The following is a 26,564-nucleotide window of genomic DNA, read 5'->3' as shown; positions in this document are numbered from 1 at the left end:
TTGCGTTCGTCCTGTTGCGACCTGTGAAGGAGTCAGTTGTATGCGTGTTCTAAGGGTGAGATTTAACGGTCATTCTTTTTATGCCCGTCTGGATGGCAACCATGTGTATTGCCTTAATCCGCAGCTGGGGCTTGAGCAACCGATCTCACTTGAAGAAATTACTGTGCTGCCCGTGGTCACACCATCAAAAATAGTCTGCATGGGAATGAATTTTAAAGATCATGCGGAAGAGATCGGCTTTGAGATTCCGTCTGAGCCTGTATTCTTTTTAAAGCCACCAAGCTCCGTCATCGGCAGCGGGCAGGCTATCGTGTTGCCGGTAGCCTCGCAGCGCGTTGACCATGAGGCTGAGCTGGGCATCGTTATCGGGCGTGCTGCCAGAAATATTACTCCTGAAGATGTCCCTACGCATATTTTCGGCTATACCTGCGCCAACGATGTAACCGCCCGCGATCTACAACAGCGGGACGGGCTCTTCGGCCGTTGCAAGGGGTTTGATACCTTTGCTCCTGTGGGGCCGTGGATTGAAACCGAAGTGGCTGATCCCTCTGATCTTGTCATCCGGGCTGTTGTGAATGGCGAGGTGCGGCAGGAAGGCCATACGGCGGATATGATTTTTTCACCGCATGAGGTCGTAGCTGCGATTTCTCAGGTTATGACGCTATTGCCGGGTGATCTTGTTCTGACTGGAACCCCTAAAGGCGTCAGCCCGATACAGGACGGGGATGACGTGCGGGTCGAGATTGAAGGCGTGGGCTTGCTGATAAACCCTGCCCTTCGTGAATCCGGCGATGATGTACCGGAAGAAGGTGCCGGAGAGATTCCGGTTCAGTAGGAAGTGATGGTTGAGACTTCTTTTGGCCGCGTGCACGTGTTGCAGGCGGCTTTTTTTTAGCAAGGACCTGAACTCGATGCGACTTTATAGCAGGTTAATTTGCAGCAAAGATGTCTCCTTCCGCATTGACTCACTTACTGATTCATTTGTGGGCCTTAAGAAAACATCTTCACGTTGTGAAGAGCAGGTGCTGCGGGGATAACTTTAGTTGTCAAGGTGAGAGTATGCTATATAGAAAATGCAGCGGGAACTGTTTGACCAATCTGTACGGCGTTTTGTAGGGTGCCCAAGATATAAAAAGTAACGAAAGTGCTTATGGAGCATATAGATGCCGCAATACAAGATATTCGCGTTGATGTTGTGCTTGGAGCTGTTCTTGTGTGCCGCGTGTTCGCCAAGCGCTGTCAATGGCACTAATGAACTGCCACAACATAGACTAAAGGCGGTGCAGAACCACGGCTGGGAGCAACTATCCATTGGGCTTCGTTACGCCTCCGGTCTAGGTGTGCCACAGAGCGACACTGAAGCCGTGAGGTAGTATCGAAAGGCGACGGAGCAAAACTATGCGAAAGCGCAGTTCAACCTTGGATTTTGTTACTATACCGGTAAAGGAGTACCGCAGGATTACGTCAAGGCTTACATGTGGGTCAATCTTGCAGAGGCAGAAGGGGTTGAGCCAGCAAAAGAAACCCGCGACAAGATTGTCCGCCTTATGACCCCCGCCCAGATAGCTGAAGCGCAACGGCAGACCTCTGTCTGGAAGCCAGTGAAGTAGGCTGACACTGTTGCACATATTGCGGAAACGCTATGAAATCATTTTTTTTAACCAAAAAAAGCTGCACAATGTATGAGTTCAAGTGCAAGTGCTATCGCGGAGAGACTATTTTAGAGCGTGTGCGGTGGTATTGCAAATGATGATGGAGCGAATAGGCAAGGATATCCAACTTCTTTGTATCACTGAGTTTAGTAACTTGTCTTGAAATTGAAAGACTACATAGGTGAACTCCGTCTGATGGAAGGGCAATTTGGATTCTGTTACTTTCTCTGGTTATTCCAACCTCTGGCTCGCCTTTTCTGGTTATTTTTTTGCAAGAGTGCCGTTGCAGGCGGTTTTTTTACATTTACTTTAGATGTCGATCATTAGCCATTCAAAGTCGGGTTCCCCCATTAACTCCTCCAGCAGCCCTTCCCACACTCCGCGGTCTCGCCATCGGCAGAATCTGCGTTGCGTGTTTTTCCAGTGCCCATAATCAGGGGGGAGGTCGCGCCAAGGTGCGCCTGTGCGGAGTATCCAAAAAACCGCGTTGATGAATAACCTGTTGTCTGCTGCGGGGCGACCGACTGAGCCTTTGCGCCCGGGAAGATGCGGCTTTAAGGTGTCCCACACCCTGTCGCTAATGTCGTGTCGTCTGTGTGCCTGCATTGTCCCTCCATGCTCTGTTTGGAGGAAGCTAACACAATTTTTTAAATTTGACGACACTATCTAGCTCAGGGGAATGCACTCCTGAGTTTCCGGCCCTGATAGCTAGTATTGTAATGGGGTACATCTTCGTCGCCTAGCAGCATTCTGTTCATGGTAAGAATCCAGCCCGATTATCAACTGATTCGGTCATCAGGCTGCAGGTGTTTTCTATCAGCAGCATTGCGTTTTGTTTGTACCCTGATCCCTGGGTGCGACGCGTTATTCATCCATTTTTTGACAAAGCCTGTCAAAACACTTCCAGTCTGCATGGTGATGTAGCTCATTCTGAAAATATCTGCGTGTTGCTTGCTGCATTTTGATAAGACCAGCAACTTTGTCTTTATTCTGTTGAAAAAGTTGAATGATGTCATCGACAGTAATTCGTAATTGCTCAAAATACTGCGTTGCCGTCGCCACTGTTCTTTTGCCTGTATCAACAAAGCACTCTATCTGCTTTGCATAATGCGCATAGAACTCTTGAGCTATGTTCTGGCCTGCCGGATTGATTAAAAGCCCCATCACATAATCTTCGTTGTTGTAACGGAACGCATGAAACTGTGTGCAGCCATGAAAAGGTAAATGAAAGTCAGCAACAGGAGCAGGTGTCAACATTACTTTTACCGGCACGTTATTTACGGAGATGGTAAAGTCATTTATAAATCGTGACCATGCCCTGTTTTGAAAGTTATTATATGAACGGCGCATAATTTCAGATAAATGTTCAATATTGCAATATTGTGTGCCTGTAATTCTATAGTACACATCTGACATTGTTTTTATAACGTCATCAGGGAGTAAATCGCTTGTATCAATAATATAGCACGCATCAGGATTCTGCACACGCCGCATTATCGCCCTGTATGGAAAGTAATATTTTCCATGAATGACTGGTTTATAGCTATCAATCGTACTTAGCTTTTCGTGCCATTGTGCAGCAACACGTTCGATGCTGTTTGTTCTTGCACCTTCGATCAATGCATCACCTAGCTGCATATTCAGAATAGTTACTATAATATTGACAGGGTCACGAGAAAGCCCGAAAAGCGGCCTGTGTGCAGACAAGTATTGCTGAAACGGGTCATGCTCCCCAACAGATAGTCTGCAATCGATGGTAAAGCCACACACAGAATGTTGCCTGCGTATGGCAGCGAAAGATTTTTCTTGGTCCCACCAGTAGGTGCTCGGGATACCCATTAGGCGTAAATAGTAAAGAAAAGACTGCAAACCCGCACCATGTGGAGAAGCAACATAAAATTCTGGTTGGGCAAGTTGAGCGGACGTTACATGGAACATATTTGCAGCCAGGGACCTTTTACTAAAGTATGTGTTGTAAAGAATGGTACGATGCATAAAAGAGAGAACACCCTACAGAGTAACTAGTGCTCTCTCTTAAAAAACATTCTATTATGAATCAGCCACCAGCTTACATGGACTACAGCCAGTCGCAGAGGAAGCCGCCTGTATCCTGTCAAGCAGACACTGGACATTTGCCTCCAGCGTATCGTGTGACGAGGCAGTGATTACCAGATCAGGTGCCAGTGGAGTTTCCACCGGAGTTTCCATTCCAGCCATGTGACGTATATGACCTTGTTGAGCAGCAGCATACAGCCCCTTGGGGTCACGGGCTTGTCGAATCTCTTCTGAAATATCCAAAAAGACTTCCAGATAGCTGGGCAAATGCGCTCTGTTCCACGCGTGTACGTCATGAAACAACGAGATGGTTGCAATAATGACGGTTAGGCCTTGTTCTGCCAGCAATTTGCAAAGCCGTGCATAGGTGAACGCCAGCTCCTTGCGTTTTTCGTATTCAAACGAAGAAGACGCAGCACCCAGTACTGCCCGTAACTCGTCACCGTCCAATAATATTGCGCCAGGCATACGTGCCACAAGAGCTCTGGCAATAGTCGTTTTACCTGCTCCGGAAAGACCCGTTATCCAAACGACAGAACCTGAATTTGCCATACTAGCTTTTACGACGCGCAATCCATGCACGGGTAAGATATTCAGCTTCAATAACGTCCACAGATTCTGTCTCTTTGCGGATTATATCCAAAAAGGATGCAAAGCGCTCGGGGCCGGCTTGAACACGTACATCGTTCACGCTTTCCCAAAGACCGATGTAGCGCTCAACAGACTGTAATTCAACGTGACATCCTTCCAGATAGACGACATCGTCAAACTCCGGCCGGGCCTTTAGCGATTCCGTCAGGTTGTTACAAAATTCCGATCTTCCGGAAGACACACGCTTCATTTCCGGAACAAGATCATGCAGTTGATTTTCAATGCGTACCAGCAGGGGATTGCTTTCCCACTTGCGGGTATTCCACAGTGCCATAAAGACACCCCGAGGCTGTAAAATCCGAGAAAATTCCTGCACTGCAGTGTCAAAATCAGCCCAGTGGAATGCTGACGCCATACTGACCATATGGTATGCCGCACCGTCTAATCCGGTATCCTCGGCTGCCCCTTTTTGCCATGAAACAGACAGGTTGCCGTTAAGCTTTTCTCCCTCACTGCGCATGGCATCATTGGGCTCAACTGCTGTAACCTGTATGCCAGCAGCAGCCAGCTGACGCGTCCAGATACCAGTGCCTGCGCCCACATCTGCACAACGAGGTGACGGGCTGAGTTCTGTACCCAGCTTATGGAAAATATCAAGTACAAACGGAGAATACCCCGGACGATACTGTGAATATTTTTCTGCCAACTCGGTAAAATTTCCGTGATCCATCATTGTCTCCAGTCGTGTTGCCACGTTTTTTGTGATAGTAAATTTTCGTATATTTCCAAGTCGCTCTCTGTATCACATTCACACCATCCACCATGAACCGGTACAGTGTGTATTGCACATCCCGACTGTAGCAGACCGCGTAATAACGAGGTCATGTCCAAAGCATCTGCCTCGAGTTGCGGAAGAGCGGTGACATATTCAAGGATACGCTGCCTTCCTACACAGCTCAGCTTCAGCAGGCCCATATACTGACCGGCAACCTCGTCCAGCCCTCTCGGCTTATTGCCTATTTCCTGAAGTAGTCCGTCCTGCTGGCGGAATGTTTCGGCATCATCCAGAGGGTTTTCGTTGCGTGCTGTCCACAGCGGCAGCCAGTCCACATCATAACTGAGCGCAATATCGCCTGAACTTGCCATAAGATCACGTACATGTTGTGCGCGGTATACTATGTCCGCATACGCAACCAGAGCGTCCTCTTTACCCAATGCCGCAAACGCGCAGAGCAAAGATTGAACCATGTTTGTTTGTATCCAGCGCGGGTTGTCCACAACGTCAAAATTGCCTTGCAGAGTTTCTGCCATATAGCCGCGGACAACAATCGTGCGCTCTATGCCGGCTGCAGCCAGCGCATCCAGCTGCCAATGTAAAAGCGGGCGGCCGCCAAGTTCCAGTAAGCATTTGGGGCGATCTGCCGTGCTGGTACGCATACGGGAACCACGTCCTGCTGCCAGTATCACTGCCACTGTGCTCATTCACTGACTCCAGAACTGTCTGAACAGTTTGATATCGTTAGGATGAGGCTTTGCTTCACGTTCGGGGTGCCACATCATACCGTACACCGGTGCTGTGCAATGCTCGAAAGCCTCCACAGTGCCGTCACTTGCCAATGCTGTTGCCAGAAGAGCGGGGGCAAGCGTGTTATCAGTAATTCCCCGTGCATGAAATGAATTAACTTTCTGCACCTCTTCTGTGGTCAACATTACAGAATGCCTGACAGCAACATGATCAGGTACATGCAGGTCAGTACCTCCGAGAAAGCGATTGATAATCTGCATGCCTCGGCAAACTCCCAGAATTGGTAAGCCGTCACGCATGGCTTTTGCAAAAAGAACCCCTTCAGTGCTATCCCGATGGGGAAAAACACTCCAGTCCTCACCGCCTGTTAAAATAAGACCGGTAAAAGAAAAGCCGTCAAACCATTTTGTGACATCAGAAAGTCCGTTGGGAACAGGAACCCAGACAGCATCAGGAAGCACTTCGGATAAAAAGCGTGCCCAATCCTGTGCCAGAGCATCCCGTACTTCATGTGGTGTGACGCAAATCCGTTGAGAAACAGCCAGCACATGGCGTGTTTGCTTTGTGTTTTTTCTGTTCATGGCTCTTGTTACGCTACAGCTCGTAATACTTGTGCTGCTGGATGCAACAGGCACTTTCTGGCACTGGCAATGTTGCTGAATAACCGTTCGCCCACTCCTATAGCAGCGGGCAGGCCATACTCTGCACAGCGGATTGCCATATGCGAGTTGGTACCGCCAAACATGGTTATCAGTCCTGCGATAGAGCGTGTGAATATCCAGTCAAAGCCCGGATCCGCAGTTTCGATACATACGATATGCCCGGCAAGGGACTGTTCGTAGTTTTCGTTCTCGGCAATATGTATGACAGGTGCTTCAAGCAGGCCTGAGCCGATGAAATTGGGTGCACTGCGATGCTGCGGTACAACATAGAGGTCACGTGAAGAGCGGATGAGGTAGCTAAGCTTGAGGGACCGGCCAAGCTCAAACAGTTCACGCCCTTGTGCTGCCAGTCTTTCAAAGTGATCTGCAGGCTTATGAAGCAATGCATGACATGACCACTCCATAATGTCACGGAAATCAAGGTACGACAGCGTTTCTCTGTCAAGACCGTATCGTGAACCCCATACAGCAAGCAATTCCAGAATATCTGAGATGTTGCGCGTAAATACAAACTTTGCAAACTCTCTGCCCGCAATGGCTTCCCGTGCAAAATAGCTGAATCCGTCCACGCTTTCCGGTAACTTTGCTTCCCGCAGTAACTGTGTCAGCCCACGAGTTTCGGCAGTGCTGAAGGCAAACGATGCAGGCTCGAAACTAATTGCCTCGTTTAACGAGTCCGCTTCAAACAGCGCCACCCGGTCTGCATAGCGCGGCGAGGTAATATCATACGATCCAGGCCGCAGATGACCGTAAGCAGATAAAAAGGCACTCCGGCTTTTGCTGCCCTGACAGACTTTTTGGAAGTCGTGTGACATTCTGCCCGAAATTGTCTGCACACTCATTTTGAATGCTGCCAGTCGTTCCGGAGAAAGTGCCCCGCGATCTACGGCGGAGCGTAACAGTGTTTCCGCTATGAAGGCATGTCTTGCAAGAATGGCAAAGGGGATAGTGCCGTAATTGCGGCATTCCTCTGCCAGATAGGACAGCTGGGATAATGATGATATGTCGTTGGGGCCGAACATATCAGTATGGCGGCACATTTGCCGGCTGTGCAGCTCTTTGACAGTTTCTTTGGCGTACAGCAGTGATGAACTGCCGCCTGCCGCCACATCAAGCGCTGTTGCCGTCAATGAGTGTAAGGCCGCGCGGAATGCCTCACGCCTGGGAGAGGTAAGCAGGTCGTGGTAACGCTCGTCCAGCGTGCTGTCAAAAGTGAAATCCAGACAGGTTTGTGCGACTTCAAACTCTATTTTATCGTGAAGCTGCGGATTGGTATCAAGCCTGTTAAGCCAGCCGTTGACAAGCACTTCCGACGTAACTGCATCAAGAGCCCCCGGCAGGAGCGAGTTAAGACTCTGCCGCACATCAATATACGGCCGTCCTGCCAGCAGCAACATGAGTTCATCAGGTGGCATTGTCCTGTAAAGCATCTTTTCACGGGCCAGACTCCATACACGCTTGGTAATCATCTCGCGGTACAGTGATGATGCCAAAGTCCGGGGCATCAGGCCGATCATTTCCGCCGGATTCCAGTCCGGCATGACACCAAGAATCGTACGACGTCCATAAATATTGGGACGTGGCTGCATGTGTTCGTTGACAAATTCAACTACGAAATCAATATGTTGTGCGACATTTTTGTCGACATTAGGAATCCATGAGTTTTGCATGCATAACGGACGTACCTGCAGCAGATGTATGACTCCGGAACGATCCATACAAAATTCAATATCCAGCTCCGAACATCCACAGGCCTGTTCAATATCCCGCACAAATTCTACAAGCCTGTGCAATCGGGCAGAATCAAAATCACTGCGCGTAGCATGCCGATATACATATACAGTTTTTCCTGCGTGTTTGCCGCCAGTGATGGAGTCTGTACTTTCACTTTCATCATCATAATTCAGCACGTAGTACGGCGAGCCATCAGCGAGTACTCGTGTGGTGATAACACCGCTCATCACAATGTCGCGCACCATGCTTTGTATCAGCACCTGATCGTCAATGGATAGTTCTCCGTACGAATCCAGTACGGCTTCAACTGCACTGCGTAGCGCTTCCTCTTTCGGCAAGATATGCAGCAACGACAAAAAAGCACCAGCACCTGATGACGTGGCAGAATCTTCTCGGCGGCATGAAGAGCGCACAGCAAGAGTCGTGTCTGCTTCAAAAAAATTGACTAAGTTGCTGAGCACCTGATCAGAATCAGTACGCCATTCCTTTACCGACAAGGCCATAAAGGGGGGGATGGAACTGGAGACAACGGAGTTAAGCGTTGTCAGAACGTCGGCCTTTGAGGAAAAAACGAACATGCGGTACCTCATCACAGAAAATTGAAAACCAGGATGTTTTTATCCGGCATATTAATGGGGTATGCTGGATATTTGACAAGACACGGTTTTTCGGGAGTATAAAGCAAAAAATATGCCGTATTGTGTTTTTTGAAATATCGCTTTGGACTGGGTGTCAGTATCGGAGTTCGTGCAGAAGAAATTATATGCAACGGGGAATAATATGCAGGGGGCATCCTTGATTCTTTCAGGTGGGGGGCCTGATGCTCCTGATGCAACAGGGGCGGTAAGATGTACTGCGTAGAATAAGTGAGAACGTCTTGTAACCCTTTAGAAAAACGACCTCTTGTGGATACTGAAGCTGGTCGACTCATAAGTATAGGCCAGCGGTGACAAAAGAGGCTCATCTGATATCTCTCCTGTGCAGGGTGAGTCAGGGGTATTTAAGGAACGGGGAAAAAGTAAGTTTCAAAACAGCAGGAACCTGGGACTAAGTTCCCGCATGTGCTGCAGGCGGCTTTTTTTACATTTACTTTAATGCTTTTACGGAAACTGCGTCTGCACCAGTTGCTTAGTGTGGCGCCCTTAGGGTAATGGCTATCTTGTGACATGCCGCTTTTTGCACAATAGTAGATGCACAGGCATGCACGGCGGTTGCAATAAGGGAGGTTTATGATGACAGCGACAGCCACTTTTATGGGATTGACGTTTTCCTATTTTGATTTGATGCGTATGGGGCAGTTCGTCATCGCAGCCTTGCTTGGAGGCGCCATCGGGTACGAACGCGAGACCCGCGGTCAGGCTGCTGGTTTTCGAACCAACATGATCGTTGCGGTTGGCGCGTGTCTGATGATGCAGATGTCGTTACTCATGCCGGAGATGTTCAGCACATGGGGTGTTGAGTCTGTGGTTCGTACCGACCCCGGTCGTATAGCTTCTTACGCCATTGCCAGTATCGGCTTTGTCGGCGGGGGAGCTATCCTTAAAGGCCGCGGCTCGGTTCATGGTCTGACGACGGCAGCCAGCTTGTGGATTGTTACGGGCATCGGGCTTGCGGTAGGCGCAGGTCTTATTCTGCCTGCGATTCTGGCAACGTTTGTGGTGGTAGCGATTCTGTTCCTGCTGCCGTCATTCGTTAGCCGCTATGTACGCCGTTCTACGCGTATGACGCTGACACTGTGCCTTAACCGTACAGACATCACCGTTATGGAGCTTATGCCCATTCTGCAGCGTTACGAGGCTTTTGCCATCCAACCTGTAGGCTATGAGCATAATGTTGATTCGGGCGTGACAACGTTCGTTTTCAGGGTGCGCGGCAGTGAACACGCCGGTTGGTCTGCCATGGCATCCAGTTTGCGTCAACTTGAAGGGCTGGCAAGCCTGCATATGGAAGAAGCACCGGTTCCATAACTGAAAAGCCGGTCAGAGGCTTGGAGCATTGATCAGCCAATGCGGCCTCTCTGGCAAATACGTAGTCTCAACGTCGTTGGTATTCAGAATTCTGTTGCCTGCGACGGCACGCTGTCTCGAAATGATGCATCCGGCAGCCTGCAAGGCCCTGTGTTTTCACAGGGCTTTTTTTATAGTCTGTTATTTGCCTATAGACCCCTTGCCAGTGTGTGCAACTCAACCTATTATAAAGCTATGTCTTGGATGTATTGCAATCAGGTATATTTCCAGTTCCGAGACACAGTCTTATACAGGTGAGCTATACGGAGGGCACCATGAATTCTCAGAGATTTCGCAGGGCGCAGCAACGGCGGCCCAAGGTTAAGGTTGCTGCATTTGACGGTGCGCCATGGCTGTTAATGCTTGCCTCGGCGTTAGTATTCGGCTTGTGGCAAGTCGTATCACATTAAGCATTTTGATTTGTGCAAACGTAAAACCGCACCCCAAAGGGTGCGGTTTTTTATTATCCTTTTATTATTGCTTTTTTAGCTTTTCGTGATGAATGCATTTTTTTAAAAAAATTTACTTGACCTAGGAATAAGAATTGTTACTATTAATTCAAGGCGAACGTGGCAGTCCGCCTTGCCTACCTTCACAAGGCATCGTCAGGGCGGTTGTGGCAGCTGCCCTGACGATTCAGAAAGTAAGAGATAATTCGGAGGGCTACTCATGAGTGAACTGGCTCGCTTTGGCAACCTTGATATTGACTGGAATTTGAGTCCTGAACATGCGGTTACCATGTATCTGGAGTGGGGAAATAACGACTGGCATGCAGAATATCCCCCTGTACGCTCCAAGGACGATATCTCAACATATTTTGTGGTGGATACATGGGGCCCCAAGCCTGTTGTCCGGCTGGTGCGCAGAAATTCTGAAAAAGCAGAAGAACTGGTTACAGTAGACCTGCCCGAACATCTGGCAAACAGATGGCTGCACGAGCATGGCGATCTCAAAGGCATTTGTGAGCCCACGGAAGAAATCAAAGCCTGGCTTAGAAAGGAGCTTGGGCACGAATAAAATGTTCCGATGAAAGCATACTGTTCTTCATCACTCCTTGGACCCTTGGTACCCGAGTCTGAAGGCGACATCTTATGGGGAGATGTCGCCTTCTTCGTTTTTTTATGGCTCGGCCCACCTGCCTGTGTGTCTATAACTTGCCATCAAAATTGAAATATTTTTGTTTTGCGCAGACGAAAGCATCTGTGGGGCGGGATACCACGCTACGTAGCGCTGCGGGATGAATTTGACTGCCGTGGGGCTGGTAGCTCGCTGGTGCCGGGCATGGCGAAAAATACCATAAGCCCGATTGCGGTTTGACCTGCTAAGAGATTTGGAAGGGGCCGTCTGATATCCGTATAGTTTCAACAATACTGGGGTGGTAAAAGGAATTTTCCCGGCAGGGGCTTGACGTATTCTTGTATCTATGTGTTTATGGGACTACTCCTCTCCGATGCACCGCATCGGAAAATGGCATGTTTTTTCGGATGCCTCGATGAATACAGAGGCTGAAATCAACAGTGGAAACCGTGTACTGATGCCGGAAATCCGGCATGCTCTGAGTGTCTGGGTGCCAAATAAGGCGTTTTTTCAAGCCACATGATACAGGAGGTTCTTTATGAAACCGGAAGAGTTTGCACAGCGTTTTTTTGATACTGCTGCCGAAATGGGATGCTCCCTTACTGAAAAGGGCAATATCATCTGCAAGGGGGGCAAGAATTTGTCCCGCGGTAAGGTTGCGCGTATGTGGCAACGTTATGGTGAGCTGTGCATGAGTGATGCAAAAAAAGAGTTCAAGAACGACACTCACGGACTTAAACAGTTCCGCCAGATCGCAGAGCGTACTTTGCAGGCATAATAAAATAGAATATATCTGCAACTTGGGCCATATGTACAGCATATGGCCCTTTTTACGTCCTGCTTCTGAGTTGTTAATAATTTCACAACGTATATGATTGTATGCGCTAAATATGTCTGTGGTATTGACAGATGTGCATTGCAGTACGAGTATGCCTGCTTTGCTATTGAAGATGACAATCCATAGAATGTGTTACGCAGCTGAGGCAGTTATGCAGGATAGAAAGAGTATTGGTTATCTGGCCGCTTTTGCAGCCATTATTTTATGGTCGGGTAACTTTATTGTGGCGCGCCTGCTTAACGAGGCTCTGTCTCCTGTTGCAACCTCGTTCTGGCGTTGGGCAATTGCCAGCATTGCGCTTCTGCCTTTGGGGCTGGGAGCTTTCAGACGCGATTGGCCAGCTATCCGGCAACATAAAGGGTATTTTCTGCTCACGGCATTTGTGGGTGTGACCACCTTCAATACGTTGCTGTATCAGGCGGGACGAACCTCTGAGGCATTGAATCTTTCGCTGATTGCTACCTCTTCGCCTATCTTTATGTTTCTCTTTGCCCGTATTTTTTTAGGCGAAGCAATTTCACCACGCAGAGTCGCCGGTCTTGTCATTGCATTGGGCGGGGTGCTGCTACTTATTTCCCGGGGTAATGTGCAAACCTTGCTGCAACTGCAATTTACACAGGGCGATTTGTGGATGCTTGCAGCGGCAATCTGTTTTTCCGGCTATTCCGTATTGGCCCGTCAAAGACCTAACGGGGTTTCGCAAATGGGTTTTTTGATGGCAACGTTTTTACCGGGGGTGCTTATGCTCACTCCTGTATACGTTGTTGACCTTATACTTTCCGCACCACCGCAGGTAACGCCTAAAGTTGTCGGTTGTCTTTTGTACATCGGTATAGGTGCATCGCTAGTTGCATACTTTATGTGGAACAAGGCCGTACTCGCGCTCGGCTCATCCATGGCGGGCATCTTGTATTATTCTATTCCGCTTTTTTCGGGTGTCTCTGCATTCTTTTTGCTGGGCGAGCCGGTAAGTATCGTGCACTTGTTCAGCGGATTGCTGGTTGTCGGGGGAATTTTACTGGCCACGCGAAGCTAGTCCGTCCTTTGGCGGTTCTCCTCCGGCAGCATATACTGGCGTAACATATAACTACCTTCGTCGTTGCGTGTTTCAGAAAGCAATGACAGCAGCAGGTTGGCATTGGTTCAACCACGGTCACCTGTCGGTTTGTTTAAGCATGTTTCGGATAAGCCGGTGCGTTAATGTTGTTTGGTTAACCGACTGAATTGTAATGAAAATGTTTTTTGGCTTTCATGCCGGTTGTCGCTGATGCCGGTATGGAGGCCATTTTTATTGTGGATTTGTGGACGCAAGACCGCCCCATGGCTAGAAAAGAGTTGTCGTTTTCGGGGAGGGTCTTCTACCGGCTATCTGAAGGCATTGCTTGAAAACGGCATGAAAGTATCCCTCCTTACAGGGGCGGGGGTATTTTTCAGCAGCCTCTGCATCTGTCGCCGGCACGACATGGTGCATGAGTGCCGCACGTTAGGCGACACTGAGTATACTTTTTTGCCGCAAGGCAAATGACATACCGAGTTGCGCGTGACCGCAACGGTGTCGATGTCCGGCAGTTGCCGGACGGATTCACTAAGTTGAACCGGATTCGGTGGCAGGTGGAAGTCGCGCCTCTGCCTGCCACCGCGGGTTCACCGGAATGAGTAGTTAAGCTAAGAATACAAAACAGCATTTGCTGCTTTTTTTGTGCCTGAAAAAAGAGGCCCTGCAATGTAGATTGCAGGGCCTTTTGTTATCGGGGCACACGTTGTTTGCTTGTTGCAAGCAGCGCGTTCTTATAGTTTGCGCACCTCGGCGTACCAGCCGGTGGCTTGCTCCAGCAGGTTGTTTACCCGTCCGACAAGCGCATGGGGGTCCTGCAGATACCCTTCAAGCAACAGGGCGGATTCAAACAACTGTTCGGTAGCTTGCTGCAACAACCTGTCATCGGCATCTGCACGGTACAGGCGCAGCATGTTGCGGATGAGCATATGGTCTGGGTTGACTTCCAGCACCTTACGGGGAATGGAATCGTCCTTGTTCATGACACGCATCAGTTTTTCCATGGAAGCCGTCATGCCGCCGTCTTTGCTGGCAAGGCAGGCGGGGGAGTCTGACAGGCGCTTTGATTCGCGTACGTCTTCAACTCTGTCACCCAGAATGTTTTTCATGTGGGTAAGCAGTTGCGACAGCGTCTTGTGCCCTTCTTCGTCCAGAGCTTCCGGAGCGTCTTTCTTTTCTACGTCATCAAAGTCTTTCAGGATGTCTGCATCCGCATGTTCTACCGAACGGAATTCGAACTCTTTCCACTTGCCGAGCGATTCCATAATGAACTCGTCTGCGGCTTCATACATGTACAATACTTCGATGCCCTTACGCCGGAAGATCTCGACATGCGGGTTAAGACGGGCTGCTTCACGGTTGGGAGCGGAAACATACCACACGTGCTTCTGGCCTTCGCGGGCGCGCTCGATGTACTCATCCAGCGAGCAGAGGGCCTTGTCGTCTTCGTGCACCGAGCTGTTGAAACGAAGCAGAGGAATGAATTTTTCTCTGTTGACGTAGTCATTGTAGCCCATGCGGAAAATACGACCATGGGTACGCCAGAATTCAGCATACTTTTCAGCATCGGACGAGGCCAGCTTATCCAGATGGCTGAGAACCTGCTTTACTAATGTCTGCCTGATTTTTGCTATGAGGGCATTTTCCTGCAGAGTTTCACGCGAGATGTTCAGTGGCAGGTCTTCAGTATCTACCACGCCTTTAAGGAACGAAAGATATTCGGGAATCAGCGCTTTGTATTCGCGGCTGATGAGTACCCGTCGTACATACAGATCAAGGCCGTATTTATCGCGGTCGTAGCCGAACATGTCATTGCCGAAGGTGGGCACGAACACCAGAGAGGTAAACTGGACAGGTGCATCAATGGAAAGATGAATGGTGTCCAGCGGGTCCTGCGAGTCAAAAGTGAGGAACGTGTAAAACTCTTTGTACTGTTCTTTGGTTACCTGAAACTTGGGTTCGCGCCACAGGGCAGGAGTGGTGTTTACATGCTCACCTTCAACCGAAATAGGGAAGGGGATGAAGTTGGAATGCCTGCGGATAACCTGCTTCAGGTGGTCCTTTTTCAAAAACTCTGCTGCATCTTCCTTCAGGTGAGCCACAATGCGGGTGCCGCGCTCTGGTGCGTCCTGAGCTTCTTCCAGCTCAAAGCTGCCAAGGCCGTCACTTGTCCAGCTCCATGCCTCCTGCTCACTGCGGGCGCTGCGCGAAGTAACACGAACAGTGTCCGCCACCATGAAGACTGCATAAAAGCCGACGCCGAAGCGGCCGATAATATTGCCGGCGTCTTCACCTTTATCGGCAAGCTCTTTTAAAAAGCGCTCAGAACCGGAGCTGGCAATGGTGCCCAGATTATCGATAAGTTCCTGACGGGTCATGCCTATGCCGGTATCTGTGATGGTCAGCGTTTTAGCTTTTTCATCCACTGTAATGGCGATGTTCAGGTCAAGCTCAGGTGCGATGATCTGCTCGCTGCGGGCTTGAGCAAAGCGCAGCTTGTCCAGTGCGTCGGAAGCGTTGGAGACAAGCTCACGTAGAAAAATTTCGCGGTTGGTGTACAGAGAATGGGTAATAATGTGCAGCAGCTTACGCACTTCTGTGCGGAATTCATGCTTTTCTGTGGTTGCACCCTGTGTATCGCTCATACAATCCTCCTAGATGCGATAGTAACTCCTGTACCATCATTGCAGAAGGTTCAGGAGCGTTCGTATGTAATATTTCAGAGACCGCAGGCGCCTGCATAATGTCGGAGAGCGTCTTGCGGCATGTTGCATCGCCTGCATAAATAAATACGCATATGGCCCAGTCAAGGCTATGGCACTAAGAATACGAGCCACTTTTTCGGGGGGACGGCCTGTCAGCGTATGGTGATAGTGAATTATAGGTCAGAAGGCGCTAAACAGGCAGTGACAACAAAGACGAAAGCACGGGGCGCAATGCGATCTGCTGGGCACCGTCCAGACAGGCAAACTCTCGTAACAACGCGTTCTGTGCCGTTTTGCGGGTGGCTGCAGAACCATGCTTATGCAGGTACACAGCAAGCTGCCGCAAATTGTTGGTGGCGCATTCTCCGTGCATGATCCCTTCATCCATCTGATGGCGGCAATCTATTTTGCACGGAGTCTGCTGGTAACATTGAATGCAAAGAGCCGGAACAACGGCATAGCTACCCAATAATACGCGGATGGTGCTGTCCATGTTTTTATGCACGGCTGATTGTTCCTTTTTTTTTCCCTGCACGACTGCCGCCGCATGATCGTAGGTGGGCAAACCTATGAATGTTGCACCGTAATCAACAGCTTCGGGTGTACCTCCTTCGTCTTCAGTAAATGGAACAGAGATGATGCTGTCGGGTGCAGCCAATGTGAGCACAGCTGTGAAGTGGCATAATGCTTCTTTACTCAACGCGGTTTGATGGCGGGTGCAAGTTTCAATATGAATTGCCCGGGCACCGTGTCCGAATTCCTGCTTCAGCTGGTTGTTATGAGCAAGCAAGCTTAAAATCTCAAACTCCGGACGGTCACTGCCTAAGCGGACTCCAAGCGTCATTCTGCGGGCACCGGCTGCAATGACCTTATGCGGATAATGCAGCAGGGCATTGAACTCGGAGTCTGTCATGCTGCGCGAACCGGCTGTCGTATTGACGTTACTACGATCATACGAAGGCTGGATGTGTATGATGCGGGGAAGGTTTGCTGCCGCAAGCCTGTTTATGTCGCTTTCGGGCAGTGGCGGCGAGTCTATGCGCAGTAGCGGTACAGGCGTGGCGGGCAACTTGTCGCAAAGGTGGTGTTTCAGTTGCAGGAGATGGTCAGCACCGACAGAGCCGTCCGGCGGTAAGTGTAACGTTACAATGGGAACTCCGCCGCCAGCAAAATGTGATACAGCTTGCTTCATGCTTTGCACCCAGCTTGCGGCAGGGCTGTGCGGGGTGTCTGCTGTTTTGGGAACGCATGCATCCGGTACAGGGCACCGGACAGGCTGGTGCAGAAATACCCGATTGCCGGTCAACGCCCAGCGTACGCTCCGTGCCAGATCATAAATTCTGTCTTTGATATTTTCGTCATCGGTGCACAGCAGTGCTGCCGTATGCTGCAAAGAAAGCCCGCGCATATCGGCTGCCGACTCAAGGGCGTCACGTATGTTGATTGCAGAGAATCCGGTCAGCAGCAGTGCGCTTATGTCCTGTGTATCCGGGTTATCTGGCATTTCTGTTACTCCCGCACGGATAGACGGTTAAATGTGTCTTTAGTTCCTGTGATATATATAGCTTAGAAGTTTTGCAATGTGGATGACTCCTTACAGATATGCTGCTGCCCTTTGACATCTTCGCCTTCTGTGATTACTCCCTTGCCTTGTCTGAAAGTTAAGGAGAACTCAACATGTACACACTCACTCCCAGCGGAGTTTGCGCTAAACAAATTCAGTTTGATGTCGATGCAGAAGGCAGGCTGAATAATGTCCGCTTCATGGGGGGCTGCCCTGGCAACCTTGAAGCTATCTGCCGTCTTCTGGACGGAATGGACGCCAAAGATGCCGTTGGCCGCATGCAGGGTATAACCTGTGGTAAAAAGCCTACTTCCTGCCCCGATCAACTGGCTCAGGCCGTGCAGAAAGTGTTGAACGGTAATGGAGAGTCCATGCGTTCGCGTCCCGGCAGTTCTGCCGGTATGACCTTCGGGCTGGGTAACCCCTTTGCCTGATGCCTCCGCGGGCAGCTCTGTCTGCCGGTGGAATGAACTGCGCATCTGTATTACGGCCGGTTTTTACCGGCCGTATTTGCATGAAGCGGACAGCGTTACAACTTGAACAATTCGTAAGGCGGGAGGTGTTATGAAAAACGCATTGTTGCGTGTCTGGCGCGGGGAAGAAAGTTTGTTTGTCACCTTCTGGCTGTGGTTGGTGCTGGGGGGGCTTATCGTCTCTTTGCCTCAAACCATGCTTATGCTGGCTGGTTATTCGTTTCCTGCCGATGCGTTTGTTCAGGCGTATGCGTTTTGCCTGTACCGGCTTTGCGTGCTTGCGTTCCAGTTTGTTGTTTCCGTGGGCCTGTGGCGCGCAGCTGGTCTTGACGGTATAGACTGGCCGGATAAATTCTGGCGTCTGGGCGCGCGGGTAGTGGCGTTGGCTACTATCGGTGGTGTAATCGGTGTGGGATTTGTGGAAACGGCCGTACGGATTTATATGGTTTCAATGTCACTTTTGTAGCATACTAGCTGTGTTGACGTCCTTCGCCGGAGGTCATATTTATCAGATGACGTGTTTTTCACGCATATTGTTACTGAATGGAGATGATAATGAAACAATCTGTACTTAGTTTGTTCCCCGGTAAAGTCAGCGTTGGTTTGCTGGTTACCTTGTTGCTTGTTTCCATGCTTGCAGGCTGTGCAAGCCAGAGCGGCAGTGTTTATTCCACTAAGCAGACCCGGGTATCCCATCGGGTTGAGTACGGAACCGTTACTGATGTGCGCCAGGTGAAAATTGAAGGTGAGCAGTCCGGTCTGGGTGTTCTGGGCGGCGCGGTGATAGGCGGTGTAATCGGCAGTACCATGGGGGCCAGTACCGGGCGTACTCTGGCTATTCTTGGTGGCTCTGTTGCCGGCGCTGCTGCCGGTGCCGCCGGTGAGCAGGCTATGAAAAACAAAGACGGCGTAGAGCTGACAGTGCGTCTGGACAACGGTTCAGTCGTTTCAATTGTGCAGGAAGCGGATGAATTTTTTGCGACCGGTGAGCGTGTACGAGTGCTGACTGCAAACGACGGCTCTGCGCGTGTACGCCACTAACTGTCTTTTTTGCAATACCTTCAGGCCGGATGCTTTTAGTGTCCGGCTTTTTTTAATGCTTTATCCCATGATTTCAGAGAATGCGGTTCGCGGTGGCGCTGAGTATTTGCTAAAAAACTACATGCTGTTTTTTGTAGAAAGCTGTAAGTTGTTCGATGTATCATGCTAATTTTATAAATATTATATTTGCTGTGCGGTTTTGGCGAAAGTGTTGCTCTTGACAGTTCTAAATCTGACGTGTAGCTGAAATTGAAAATCTTTATCTTAAAAGAACGCTTGTCTGACAGCGGGGGCCAGATAATGGAATCTGTCAGGCGGGCATATTTTTTTATGTCGGGAGTTACCGGATGAGTCAGCATTCCGCAGCCTTGCCGTTGGGAATTGTACCCAGCGGATCGGCAGGAGTCGTACGTGGCGAGGGGAAACGTGCAGTAAAACACGCGGAAATTTTACCATCTGATATTGCAAAATCGTGCAGCCAATACTGTGGTGATATCCGGCTTTCGTTGCACCAACTTGCGGAGTCACTGGGCAATGCTATTGATGCCAGGGACCCATACACGCATAAGCATTCTGATGAGGTTGCAGAAGTTGCCAGAGTCACCGCCAGAACCATGGGGTGCTCTTTTGAGCATGCTGAAATGCTGCATATCGCAGGTCATTTGCATGATATCGGCAAAATAGGGATTCCGGATGCCATTCTGAGAAAACAAGGTCCGTTGACGAATGAAGAATGGCAGGTAATGCGGAGTCACCCTCAGATCGGCGCTAATATTATACGTCCTGTGGATGTTTTCTCGGATAGTGGTGGGGTTGCGGAAGTGGTGCTGCGCCATCACGAACGGTGGGATGGAAAAGGTTATCCTGCCGGACTGGCAGGCAACGATATCCCGCTGGGGGCCAGAATCATTGCAGTTGCGGATACCCTTTCCGCTATGATGCAGACGCGCCCGTACAGAAAAGGACGTTCGTTTTCTGAAGCTGTCAGCGAGATTGTGCGTTGCTCAGGGACGCAGTTTGATCCGAAGGTCGTTGAAGCTTTTATTGCATCATTAGATCAGATAAAAGCCGCGTGGCCGGAGGATACAAATACTTCTCCACTGATTCCGGACTTTGCAATTTGATGTCTGCGGCTGTGTGCTGTGTGGTTGTACGCAATAATTAGGTGCAGTCTGTTATAAAATTATTAAGACATAACACCTGTTCCGCCTGTCAGCAGGTTGCAGGTGTTATACTTTTCATTCTTTCTCCCGGGGCCTACACTCTCTTTGAGTCAGCAGGTTACGGGAGTTTTTTATGGTGTGCCAATGTCGGGAGCGGGCTACGTTTTTTTTGCCTGCTATGAAGCTGCGCGGGAGGTTGCAGGGGGGGCAACTTCTGCGAACGGGCATCGTTTTGAGTCTTGCTTTGTTTTTCTCTTTGTCTGCCGGCTGCTCACAAACAGGCTCACAGCGTATGTCACCGGAGGAAGGGGCTTTTACCAAAAACGACTTGGCGGGGCTACGCGTCGCGGGCCAGATAACGGCTGCGCAAAGTTTTATTCATTTTTCCTCTTTTGAAGAACTGGCAACAACAGAATTTGCTTATGCTTTGCTGGGCGAAGAGTCCGAAGTTGCATCAAAAAATGTCCTTCTGACGAATCATAACCTTGCGGCGCAGCAAGCCGAGCGTATTCTTACAGAACAGGAAAAAAATCTCTTAGAGTCTGTGCATAATGCCGCACGGCGGATACGCAACATTGTGCGGACCATTCCGAAAGATACACGCCCCCGCAGCATGTCTCAATCTACCGTGCATATTTTGCCCCAGTTGGAAGAGATAGGAAATGTTGTGCAGGCGGGAGGGAGTTCTCCCACACCGCTGCGTGTAGTAATCAAAAATGCAAAGCAGGTGACAGCGGAAAGCATCGTTGCGGTATCTGATCTGGTACGTCTGACACGCTATCCGGATAGAAGTGTTTACAGAGGTACAATTACGGATTTTTTTGGTGCAGCGCAGGATATGCCGGATACCGAACATGTCGGGATGTACGACTTGTTCTCCGGCATGGTTCGCCGCGTTGGCATGCGCCATTTACTTCTTCTGTATCTGCAGCAGGATATTCTGCATGTGCTGGAGCGCAACAATGCCAGTATCCGGTTTTCTGAGGGCCGCTTTCATCTTTTTGATCAGGGCAGGGCAAGTGGTTATGAAAATCAGGAACAGCGAGAGATACCTTCTGCCGGGGCGGCTTCACGTGGCATTAGTGGCACAGGGGGCGGAACGGGGCAGAACAAGCAGGAAACGGGGCAGAGCGTAAGCGAAAGAGTAACGGTGGCAGCTGAGCAGGCTAACTTGAGTCAGGATACACAGCTCCTTACGGTTCTTCAGGACAGACTGATACTTGTAGGGGAAGCGTTAGTAGCTCTGGAGGCAACTCTGAGGACGGATCCGATGGGCTGGGACCAGGCCGACCAGTCCGGAGGACAGGCCGGTACGTTGAATCAACTGCACTCCTCTGTACGTCAGTTGCGGCAAAGGGCATGGCACAATGCAGAAGTCATGGAGCTTTTTGCAGTGTTGTTAAGCACTACGCAGACTGCAGATAGTAAAAATAAAACCAGAGCAATGGATCTGGCTACCAGTGTGCGTACTGCCATGAAAGGGCTGCCGGTACAGATGCGGCAACAGGCACAGCTGTTCAGAAGCGCACTTCGACAAGCTCTTGCTGACGGTATGCAGGCTTTCAGGCAGGCTGATGACATTATTGCCGAAATGCCTGTTGATGCAGACGTCAAAGAGTCGTTTCATAACGTGTTCAGCGTATTGCACAAGGATTATGCCCGACAGGCTGTCATATATAACGAGGTTCCTGAGCTTGCATCATATGCTGCGGAAAAGGCGGTTGAAACGGTTTCTGCAGCAAAGGTGTGGCAGCGGATGGGCAAGCCTCTGCCTCCGCGGACTGTAACTGCCTTGGAGCATGATCAGGAGCTGCTTTGGTGTTTCAGACAGGAGGAACAGGCTCGCAGGCGTGATGCGGAAAGACACAACGCGTTGCTGGAGTCTGTATTTCGCAGCGCGTTTGAGATGTCTGACTCGGCAACCTGATTGTAGTGCTGTTAAGTTGTGTCTGGCTCAGGTCAAGAGCTCAGAAAAACAGGTGCAAGTTACCTGAAGTAACCTTGCACCTATTTGTATTGTACTGGCAGGCGCTGTTATCTGTTTTGTTTGCCGTGGTTACTGTGTGGGTGTTGCGGGAAGGGCAAACCAGCGCCGGACCGCTTCCGGATCTGCCCGATACGTGCCGTCCGAGCAGCGGCGGGCCGGAAAGCCATCTTCCCGTATCCAGCGCTTAACTGTGCCTTCTCCTGCCCCTACTGCTGCACAGATAGCAGTCAGCCCGACAAGAATAAGGGGAGTCTGCTTTTTCTCTGTTCTTGCGTTATGAAAGGGCAGACCATCTCCGTAATGGGACGGAATCGTCATCATCTGATAGGACACGTCAAATGCAGTCATTTCTGTATGGTCTGAGACGGGCAAAGCAGAATGTGACCTTGCACTGTTTGACGCTCCCTCTGTGAAAGGCTGTGTATGCGGCATGTGTGATGCTGCCAGCCTTCGCTTTGCTCCGTATCCGTTGTCTAAACTTCGGGAGCACTGAGGCAAGTTATTCCGGTTTTTTCCGCTTTGTTTCGTTTCTTCAGCAACTGGCCATATCATTTCGCTTTTCCTCCGACGACTGCTATGCCGCAGGTCTCACGGGCATGGTTTCCGGTATCAAAATGGAACCAGCTCATACCTTCAAAGGCTTCTATTCGCCTGATACGTGCAAACTCTTCATCATCTGGCCGCGCCATCAGATCGCATCGTACTTCCTGAGGCGTGGCATCGCGGAACAGGCAGTCAAAGGCCCGCCCGAACTTATGTTGTGAAAGCGGCGCGCCGGTGCTGCAATCAAACGGGCGCCAGCCGGAAAGACTTCTGTCGCCGCCAAGGTGCCCCGTGTTGACTGTCGTGGGGCCGTATCTGCGGCGTAGTGCGTCAAGCGCTTGTAACGCGTGAATGTCGAACAGCATGAAAAGCTTGCGGGGTGCTGCGGTTGCGTTGTGCAGCATTTGAGGCGGTACAAGCTCTTCAATCTGAAAGTGTTTCGGGGTGTAACAACTCATGTTTTCCCCTAATGCAAAGACATCGCAGGCAGATGAACATGAAAAGGAGTATGGGCAAAGGCCTGCAGTCTGTTCGGCGAGTCCATCTGACCGGCAGTTGTCACCAGTTGAATGGCAGCAGCGCGCACCAGCGTATTAAAAGGAGATTTTTTGCGTGCTGTCGGGGGAGAAAACAAGCTGCCTTCAATGTGTATCAGGCTGCCCGGTGTAAGCATGCGCATGCACCAGTCTCCCAATTTGCCAGTCGCAAAAACAGTGTGAGGGGTGCCGGATATACAATCATGACATTCCGTGTCTGTGCTGATGCGCAACATGGTGGCAGAAAGATTTTCAAATTCAGGACGATGCAATCTTTTGGGCCACAGATGTACTGTACCCAGCAAAAAAACAGTATTGATTTTGGCCATTGTCTTCCCCAACTAGTCGTTTAATTTATTATATCCTGCATTGGTGACTGCAGGACGCTATCGGCTATGCGCAGGCTCCCTGCTGTAGCGGCAAGGGTGGTGTCTGCCTGACGCTGCGAAAAACGCATAGTTCAGATTTATGCGGGTGGTGTTTTTCGTAGCCTGAGTTTGAACGGATATTGTCGCGCTGTGATATGCGTATGCCAAAGACAAGCCTGAAGCGCGTCGTCATGGCGAGCAGTGTTGATGCAAGGCATTAACTGCAGCGCAACGGTAAACAGCAACGTGCGAAAAGGTGGGCCGCCCCTGCGGCAGCCCGTTAGAAACCGAGTCCTATGTCAGGCATGCGGTACAGGTCTTTTCCGTATCTGTCCGGCTGCACATCCCCCGATGCCCACGGATCTTCAAATAAGCCATAACCTCTTGTCGCTGCCTGCTGTAGGTCACTTTCACGCCGGCAACGTTGAGAGCAGTAACGTTCCTTATTATTTACCGGCGCGAAGTGCTTGCCGCATTGCATACATTGCCTTTTTTCGCCTTTGCGGGCTCTTGCAGCCTGTGCATGTGCCCCGCATGAACGGGAACAATAGGCTTGCCGTGCATGTGTGGGGCGCACTGATTTGCCGCACCATGCGCACTGGATTTCACGGGATATCGTTCTGGCTGCGTCAGAGCATTGGCGTGAACAATATTTACCTCTGCCTGCCCGTATACGTGCCTGAGCAACTGAGAATTCACTCTGACAATGCTGACATGTTACAACTGGCATGGGCTGCCTCCTTCAAAAAACTGGTTACAGTCGTCAAAGGCTTTTCTGCACGCGGATTCCGTAGCGGAACTGCGCATGCATTCGTGTTCGAAGATTGCATAATACAGGCGCAGCAAACGCTTATGTTCACCTTGTTCTATCTGAATCATAGGTTCCGTGTTGCCGCGGGTTCTTGTCTCCATACATGCTGCACAGCTCATCAGCCCTTGCCGCACTTTACGTGTCGAAATGCAGAACGGCCTGCCGCATCGAGCACACCTTACGCAGGTCATATTCGGATGCTGTGTTCTGTCCATTTGCCCCCCTGAACATTACTAAAGGAGTAGAGAGTTCATTTGGTTTTCTGTTCGTGCCTGTTTGCCATTGTGCTTAGAACAGCTGGGTGCTGTTCTCTGTGAACAGATATTTCATAATGTGCACAGATTCGTCAAGTGTGTTTTCGTGTGTTGAAGCTTGGGCTTTACTTTTCCACAAAATGTGTTATATATTTGCCATGAAAAGCACAGATTTTTCAGAATCAGAGCGACGTATGCAGGCTTTTATTGAGGATGCCATCAGACTTCTTGGTGGCGTGTCTGACGTCGCATCTGCTGCTGGTGTCAGCCATCGTACTGTTTATGCTTGGAAAAACGGTGAACGTTTTCCGAGCAGAAGTAAGCTGAGCAAGCTTTCCTCTCATCTGGAAAGACTGGCAGGCCACAATGACGATGGTTCAGGGTTGAAAGAGCAGGAAGTTGCCCGTGACTCAGGCGGCGCATCCTACTCTGTGCGGGAGGCTGCATCGCCGCAATATGGTCCTGCTGACGGCGGGAGAGCTTCGTTACTTCCGGTTCCGCCTAGGGCTGACTTGCTTGGTGAATTTGTTTTTGTTGCTAAAGCTGATGCACGGCCTAGTGCAGGTGGCGGCTCATTGCAGACCGGTGCGGAAACTGTTGAACGCCATGCTTTCCGGCTCGATTGGCTGCTTAGCAAAACGCACGACACCACTTCATTGCGGCTGATGGAAGTTATGGGGCGGTCCATGGAGCCTACGCTGCACAATGGCGACCATGTACTCGTAAATGAAGGAGATACATACCTTATTGAAGACAGGGTATATGTGGTGCGGGTGCAGGATGAAATTTATATCAAACGGTTTGCCCGTACTCCCGGAAAGTTACTTTTCAGGGGGGATAACAGAGAACTGGCGTATCAGGATATTGAAGTAGATCCGCAGGATCAGGCGTGCGACTGGACTGTAATCGGCAGGGTTATCTGGGCGGGCAAAGAGCTTTAGTTTGTTTCAGACTGCTTCCGTTGCGGGATGGGGTTCCGGCGGGCACTGTGTTCTACCTGTCTGGTCTGGCTTAGCTTTGTGTTTTTCAGGCAACTATTTAAAGTTATTGTTTTTATAGGTCAACAGCGCTGCCTGTTCTGTCACATTTGCTGACGCAGGAGTTTAGCGTCTTATAGTTGTTCTGTCCTGTGATGTGCTATGAATACTGGAGGGTATTGCACTTTTTGTGCAATGCTTTTTTTTGTGTACTTTGAGTACGTGTGGAGGTGGATTGTAAATACACTGAGGGGATAACATGAGAAATGGGCAGCGAATGCGGAGTGTTGAACATCTGGACATGCTTTATGGGAAAGAGCGTACAGGACATGAGGGAGAATGGCTTGTGCGCAGTGTACGGCCGGACGGGCAGGTGGAGCATTGGTGGGAACATGATGAACATAAGGCGTTGCAGCTGGCAGTTGAGTTGTGCGAGAGCACCGGAGAGACAGCACAAGTATACCGTCTGTACCATGAACACCACTGCTGAAGTATGTGCTTCACTTTCAGAGGTAATTACTGAAAGCCGGCAGACAGCTTCTGATCTTCCGGCTTGGTGATGGTCAGACCTTGCTCAGTAGATACACAGGAGTCAGTAGTGTGTCTGCTACCCTGAAATTGGACCTGCCTATTGGCGGGCATTAATTATGAGAGGCTGCCGGAGTTCAGAGGCAATTTGTTGTGAAGCAGATGGTAGAACGTAGCTTGGTGGCCTTGAAATTATAGCTGAATGTGCTGACTCTGCAGGAAGAGGATGAACGGCAGTTTTTGAGTGAGCCATCAGAAAAGCGGCAAATGCCAGAATGACCGCAGCCATAGCTATAGGCAGCTGCTTGATATAGAAATAAAAATTGGACATGTTTATGGAGTGAGCTTTCCGGCTTGTTCTTGCGCCGGAATAAGGTTGGAAGCCTGATGTGTTGGGCGAGCCCCTTTAAGGTGAAGAGG

Annotated in this window: 27 protein-coding genes and 2 pseudogenes; 15 read left to right on the top strand and 14 right to left on the bottom strand. The window is 50.1% G+C overall.

All coding sequences use genetic code 11. The features are described 5' to 3' along the window. The first annotated feature begins 40 nt into the window (after positions 1-40). Together ACK5LI_RS02850 and ACK5LI_RS02845 are read left to right on the top strand one after the other, a co-directional pair. Positions 41-835, top strand: a complete 795-nt coding sequence (locus ACK5LI_RS02850) for a fumarylacetoacetate hydrolase family protein (RefSeq protein ID WP_416946122.1) — start codon at positions 41-43, stop codon at positions 833-835. Positions 836-1,412: 577 nt separating this feature from the next. Further along, positions 1,413-1,610: pseudogene (locus tag ACK5LI_RS02845) on the top strand (hypothetical protein); the annotation flags it as partial. Between the two features lie 357 nt (positions 1,611-1,967). Here the strand turns inward: ACK5LI_RS02845 and ACK5LI_RS02840 are convergent. The 7 genes and pseudogenes from ACK5LI_RS02840 to ACK5LI_RS02810 form a co-directional block, all read right to left on the bottom strand. After that, positions 1,968-2,258, bottom strand: a pseudogene (locus tag ACK5LI_RS02840) (IS5 family transposase); the annotation flags it as partial. Between the two features lie 258 nt (positions 2,259-2,516). Beyond that, entirely contained in the window at positions 2,517-3,647 is a 1,131-nt protein-coding gene (locus tag ACK5LI_RS02835; RefSeq protein WP_416946121.1) for a hypothetical protein, read from the bottom strand. 54 nt (positions 3,648-3,701) lie between these two features. Then, the gene (locus ACK5LI_RS02830; RefSeq protein ID WP_416946120.1) at positions 3,702-4,259 is read right to left on the bottom strand and encodes an adenylyl-sulfate kinase; all 558 of its coding nucleotides are present in this window, start codon (positions 4,257-4,259) and stop codon (positions 3,702-3,704) included. A gap of 1 nt (position 4,260) precedes the next feature. Then, on the bottom strand, positions 4,261-5,028 hold the full coding sequence (locus ACK5LI_RS02825; RefSeq protein WP_416946119.1) for a class I SAM-dependent methyltransferase: 768 nt from the start codon (positions 5,026-5,028) through the stop codon (positions 4,261-4,263). Beyond that, entirely contained in the window at positions 5,028-5,780 is a 753-nt protein-coding gene (locus tag ACK5LI_RS02820) for an NTP transferase domain-containing protein (RefSeq protein WP_416946118.1), read from the bottom strand. The genes ACK5LI_RS02825 and ACK5LI_RS02820 overlap by 1 nt, the downstream gene beginning before the upstream one ends. Further along, positions 5,781-6,404, bottom strand: coding sequence for a gamma-glutamyl-gamma-aminobutyrate hydrolase family protein (locus ACK5LI_RS02815; protein WP_416946117.1), 624 nt, complete (start codon positions 6,402-6,404; stop codon positions 5,781-5,783). 8 nt (positions 6,405-6,412) lie between these two features. After that, positions 6,413-8,797: a PEP-utilizing enzyme gene (locus ACK5LI_RS02810; RefSeq protein ID WP_416946116.1), complete on the bottom strand. Its 2,385-nt coding sequence runs from the start codon at positions 8,795-8,797 to the stop codon at positions 6,413-6,415. A gap of 651 nt (positions 8,798-9,448) precedes the next feature. Between ACK5LI_RS02810 and ACK5LI_RS02805 the strand changes: the two genes are divergently transcribed. From ACK5LI_RS02805 to ACK5LI_RS02780, 6 genes are all read left to right on the top strand, one after another. Then, positions 9,449-10,186 carry an MgtC/SapB family protein gene (locus ACK5LI_RS02805; RefSeq protein WP_416946115.1) on the top strand — a complete coding sequence of 246 codons (738 nt, stop codon included), beginning with the start codon at positions 9,449-9,451 and terminating at the stop codon, positions 10,184-10,186. A 314-nt stretch (positions 10,187-10,500) separates the two neighbouring features. Then, positions 10,501-10,635 carry a hypothetical protein gene (locus ACK5LI_RS02800; protein WP_416946114.1) on the top strand — a complete coding sequence of 45 codons (135 nt, stop codon included), beginning with the start codon at positions 10,501-10,503 and terminating at the stop codon, positions 10,633-10,635. 259 nt (positions 10,636-10,894) lie between these two features. Next, positions 10,895-11,242: a DVU0772 family protein gene (locus ACK5LI_RS02795; protein ID WP_416946113.1), complete on the top strand. Its 348-nt coding sequence runs from the start codon at positions 10,895-10,897 to the stop codon at positions 11,240-11,242. Positions 11,243-11,840: 598 nt separating this feature from the next. Continuing rightward, on the top strand, positions 11,841-12,080 hold the full coding sequence (locus tag ACK5LI_RS02790) for a hypothetical protein (protein ID WP_416946112.1): 240 nt from the start codon (positions 11,841-11,843) through the stop codon (positions 12,078-12,080). Positions 12,081-12,291: 211 nt separating this feature from the next. After that, positions 12,292-13,176: a DMT family transporter gene (locus tag ACK5LI_RS02785; protein WP_416946111.1), complete on the top strand. Its 885-nt coding sequence runs from the start codon at positions 12,292-12,294 to the stop codon at positions 13,174-13,176. 485 nt (positions 13,177-13,661) lie between these two features. Next, entirely contained in the window at positions 13,662-13,796 is a 135-nt protein-coding gene (locus ACK5LI_RS02780; protein WP_416946110.1) for a hypothetical protein, read from the top strand. 132 nt (positions 13,797-13,928) lie between these two features. Here ACK5LI_RS02780 and htpG read toward each other — a convergent pair whose 3' ends face one another. Then, positions 13,929-15,839 (bottom strand): molecular chaperone HtpG, encoded by a 1,911-nt coding sequence (htpG, locus tag ACK5LI_RS02775; protein ID WP_416946109.1) that lies wholly within the window; start codon positions 15,837-15,839, stop codon positions 13,929-13,931. Between the two features lie 250 nt (positions 15,840-16,089). After that, the gene (locus ACK5LI_RS02770) at positions 16,090-17,403 is read right to left on the bottom strand and encodes a hypothetical protein (protein WP_416946108.1); all 1,314 of its coding nucleotides are present in this window, start codon (positions 17,401-17,403) and stop codon (positions 16,090-16,092) included. Positions 17,404-17,576: 173 nt separating this feature from the next. Between ACK5LI_RS02770 and ACK5LI_RS02765 the strand changes: the two genes are divergently transcribed. The 3 genes from ACK5LI_RS02765 (at position 17,577) to ACK5LI_RS02755 (ending at position 18,977) form a co-directional block, all read left to right on the top strand. After that, positions 17,577-17,897, top strand: a complete 321-nt coding sequence (locus tag ACK5LI_RS02765) for a TIGR03905 family TSCPD domain-containing protein (protein WP_416946107.1) — start codon at positions 17,577-17,579, stop codon at positions 17,895-17,897. Positions 17,898-18,027: 130 nt separating this feature from the next. After that, complete coding sequence (locus ACK5LI_RS02760; protein ID WP_416946106.1) at positions 18,028-18,402, top strand: hypothetical protein; 375 nt, start codon at positions 18,028-18,030, stop codon at positions 18,400-18,402. A gap of 89 nt (positions 18,403-18,491) precedes the next feature. Further along, the gene (locus ACK5LI_RS02755; protein WP_416946105.1) at positions 18,492-18,977 is read left to right on the top strand and encodes a hypothetical protein; all 486 of its coding nucleotides are present in this window, start codon (positions 18,492-18,494) and stop codon (positions 18,975-18,977) included. Between the two features lie 35 nt (positions 18,978-19,012). Here ACK5LI_RS02755 and ACK5LI_RS02750 read toward each other — a convergent pair whose 3' ends face one another. Continuing rightward, positions 19,013-19,336 (bottom strand): hypothetical protein, encoded by a 324-nt coding sequence (locus ACK5LI_RS02750; protein WP_416946104.1) that lies wholly within the window; start codon positions 19,334-19,336, stop codon positions 19,013-19,015. Between ACK5LI_RS02750 and ACK5LI_RS02745 the strand changes: the two genes are divergently transcribed. Together ACK5LI_RS02745 and ACK5LI_RS02740 are read left to right on the top strand one after the other, a co-directional pair. After that, complete coding sequence (locus ACK5LI_RS02745; RefSeq protein WP_416946103.1) at positions 19,325-20,101, top strand: HD-GYP domain-containing protein; 777 nt, start codon at positions 19,325-19,327, stop codon at positions 20,099-20,101. The two genes, ACK5LI_RS02750 and ACK5LI_RS02745, sit on opposite strands and share 12 nt — an antisense overlap. Positions 20,102-20,432: 331 nt before the next feature. Next, positions 20,433-22,067, top strand: a complete 1,635-nt coding sequence (locus ACK5LI_RS02740; RefSeq protein WP_416946102.1) for a hypothetical protein — start codon at positions 20,433-20,435, stop codon at positions 22,065-22,067. A 129-nt stretch (positions 22,068-22,196) separates the two neighbouring features. Here the strand turns inward: ACK5LI_RS02740 and ACK5LI_RS02735 are convergent, their stop codons facing one another. The 4 genes from ACK5LI_RS02735 to ACK5LI_RS02720 all read right to left on the bottom strand — a co-directional run bounded on the left by ACK5LI_RS02735 (position 22,197) and on the right by ACK5LI_RS02720 (position 24,304). After that, entirely contained in the window at positions 22,197-22,475 is a 279-nt protein-coding gene (locus ACK5LI_RS02735; protein WP_416946101.1) for a hypothetical protein, read from the bottom strand. Positions 22,476-22,675: 200 nt separating this feature from the next. After that, entirely contained in the window at positions 22,676-23,128 is a 453-nt protein-coding gene (locus ACK5LI_RS02730) for a peptidase M15 (protein WP_416946100.1), read from the bottom strand. Between the two features lie 8 nt (positions 23,129-23,136). Further along, on the bottom strand, positions 23,137-23,535 hold the full coding sequence (locus ACK5LI_RS02725) for a hypothetical protein (RefSeq protein WP_416946099.1): 399 nt from the start codon (positions 23,533-23,535) through the stop codon (positions 23,137-23,139). Between the two features lie 319 nt (positions 23,536-23,854). After that, entirely contained in the window at positions 23,855-24,304 is a 450-nt protein-coding gene (locus ACK5LI_RS02720) for a hypothetical protein (RefSeq protein WP_416946098.1), read from the bottom strand. A gap of 529 nt (positions 24,305-24,833) precedes the next feature. Here ACK5LI_RS02720 and ACK5LI_RS02715 point away from each other — a divergent pair. Further along, positions 24,834-25,580, top strand: a complete 747-nt coding sequence (locus ACK5LI_RS02715) for a S24 family peptidase (protein ID WP_416946097.1) — start codon at positions 24,834-24,836, stop codon at positions 25,578-25,580. Positions 25,581-25,875: 295 nt separating this feature from the next. Then, positions 25,876-26,106 carry a hypothetical protein gene (locus ACK5LI_RS02710; RefSeq protein ID WP_416946096.1) on the top strand — a complete coding sequence of 77 codons (231 nt, stop codon included), beginning with the start codon at positions 25,876-25,878 and terminating at the stop codon, positions 26,104-26,106. The last annotated feature ends 458 nt before the right edge of the window (positions 26,107-26,564 follow it).

The organism is Oleidesulfovibrio sp., assembly GCF_047973035.1.
In the GTDB taxonomy this organism is placed as follows: Bacteria; Desulfobacterota; Desulfovibrionia; order Desulfovibrionales; family Desulfovibrionaceae; genus Oleidesulfovibrio.
The sequence above is the reverse complement of the archived record's forward strand: the minus strand, read 5'-3'. Positions and strand labels throughout refer to the sequence as shown.

Bases quoted from the DNA above. Each gene is read 5' to 3' on its own strand.
- ACK5LI_RS02710 (WP_416946096.1), top strand. From the start codon at position 25,876: ATGAGAAATGGGCAGCGAATGCGGAGTGTTGAACATCTGGACATGCTT.
- ACK5LI_RS02795 (WP_416946113.1), top strand. From the start codon at position 10,895: ATGAGTGAACTGGCTCGCTTTGGCAACCTTGATATTGACTGGAATTTG.
- ACK5LI_RS02780 (WP_416946110.1), top strand. From the start codon at position 13,662: ATGACATACCGAGTTGCGCGTGACCGCAACGGTGTCGATGTCCGGCAG.
- ACK5LI_RS02770 (WP_416946108.1), bottom strand. From the start codon at position 17,403: ATGCCAGATAACCCGGATACACAGGACATAAGCGCACTGCTGCTGACC.
- ACK5LI_RS02850 (WP_416946122.1), top strand. From the start codon at position 41: ATGCGTGTTCTAAGGGTGAGATTTAACGGTCATTCTTTTTATGCCCGT.
- ACK5LI_RS02740 (WP_416946102.1), top strand. From the start codon at position 20,433: ATGTCACCGGAGGAAGGGGCTTTTACCAAAAACGACTTGGCGGGGCTA.
- ACK5LI_RS02735 (WP_416946101.1), bottom strand. From the start codon at position 22,475: ATGACTGCATTTGACGTGTCCTATCAGATGATGACGATTCCGTCCCAT.
- ACK5LI_RS02730 (WP_416946100.1), bottom strand. From the start codon at position 23,128: ATGAGTTGTTACACCCCGAAACACTTTCAGATTGAAGAGCTTGTACCG.
- ACK5LI_RS02760 (WP_416946106.1), top strand. From the start codon at position 18,028: ATGAAAAACGCATTGTTGCGTGTCTGGCGCGGGGAAGAAAGTTTGTTT.
- ACK5LI_RS02820 (WP_416946118.1), bottom strand. From the start codon at position 5,780: ATGAGCACAGTGGCAGTGATACTGGCAGCAGGACGTGGTTCCCGTATG.
- ACK5LI_RS02745 (WP_416946103.1), top strand. From the start codon at position 19,325: ATGAGTCAGCATTCCGCAGCCTTGCCGTTGGGAATTGTACCCAGCGGA.
- ACK5LI_RS02790 (WP_416946112.1), top strand. From the start codon at position 11,841: ATGAAACCGGAAGAGTTTGCACAGCGTTTTTTTGATACTGCTGCCGAA.
- htpG (WP_416946109.1), bottom strand. From the start codon at position 15,839: ATGAGCGATACACAGGGTGCAACCACAGAAAAGCATGAATTCCGCACA.
- ACK5LI_RS02805 (WP_416946115.1), top strand. From the start codon at position 9,449: ATGATGACAGCGACAGCCACTTTTATGGGATTGACGTTTTCCTATTTT.
- ACK5LI_RS02800 (WP_416946114.1), top strand. From the start codon at position 10,501: ATGAATTCTCAGAGATTTCGCAGGGCGCAGCAACGGCGGCCCAAGGTT.
- ACK5LI_RS02785 (WP_416946111.1), top strand. From the start codon at position 12,292: ATGCAGGATAGAAAGAGTATTGGTTATCTGGCCGCTTTTGCAGCCATT.
- ACK5LI_RS02765 (WP_416946107.1), top strand. From the start codon at position 17,577: ATGTACACACTCACTCCCAGCGGAGTTTGCGCTAAACAAATTCAGTTT.
- ACK5LI_RS02755 (WP_416946105.1), top strand. From the start codon at position 18,492: ATGAAACAATCTGTACTTAGTTTGTTCCCCGGTAAAGTCAGCGTTGGT.
- ACK5LI_RS02815 (WP_416946117.1), bottom strand. From the start codon at position 6,404: ATGAACAGAAAAAACACAAAGCAAACACGCCATGTGCTGGCTGTTTCT.
- ACK5LI_RS02715 (WP_416946097.1), top strand. From the start codon at position 24,834: ATGCAGGCTTTTATTGAGGATGCCATCAGACTTCTTGGTGGCGTGTCT.
- ACK5LI_RS02825 (WP_416946119.1), bottom strand. From the start codon at position 5,028: ATGGATCACGGAAATTTTACCGAGTTGGCAGAAAAATATTCACAGTAT.
- ACK5LI_RS02750 (WP_416946104.1), bottom strand. From the start codon at position 19,336: ATGCTGACTCATCCGGTAACTCCCGACATAAAAAAATATGCCCGCCTG.
- ACK5LI_RS02720 (WP_416946098.1), bottom strand. From the start codon at position 24,304: ATGCCAGTTGTAACATGTCAGCATTGTCAGAGTGAATTCTCAGTTGCT.
- ACK5LI_RS02810 (WP_416946116.1), bottom strand. From the start codon at position 8,797: ATGTTCGTTTTTTCCTCAAAGGCCGACGTTCTGACAACGCTTAACTCC.
- ACK5LI_RS02830 (WP_416946120.1), bottom strand. From the start codon at position 4,259: ATGGCAAATTCAGGTTCTGTCGTTTGGATAACGGGTCTTTCCGGAGCA.
- ACK5LI_RS02725 (WP_416946099.1), bottom strand. From the start codon at position 23,535: ATGGCCAAAATCAATACTGTTTTTTTGCTGGGTACAGTACATCTGTGG.
- ACK5LI_RS02835 (WP_416946121.1), bottom strand. From the start codon at position 3,647: ATGCATCGTACCATTCTTTACAACACATACTTTAGTAAAAGGTCCCTG.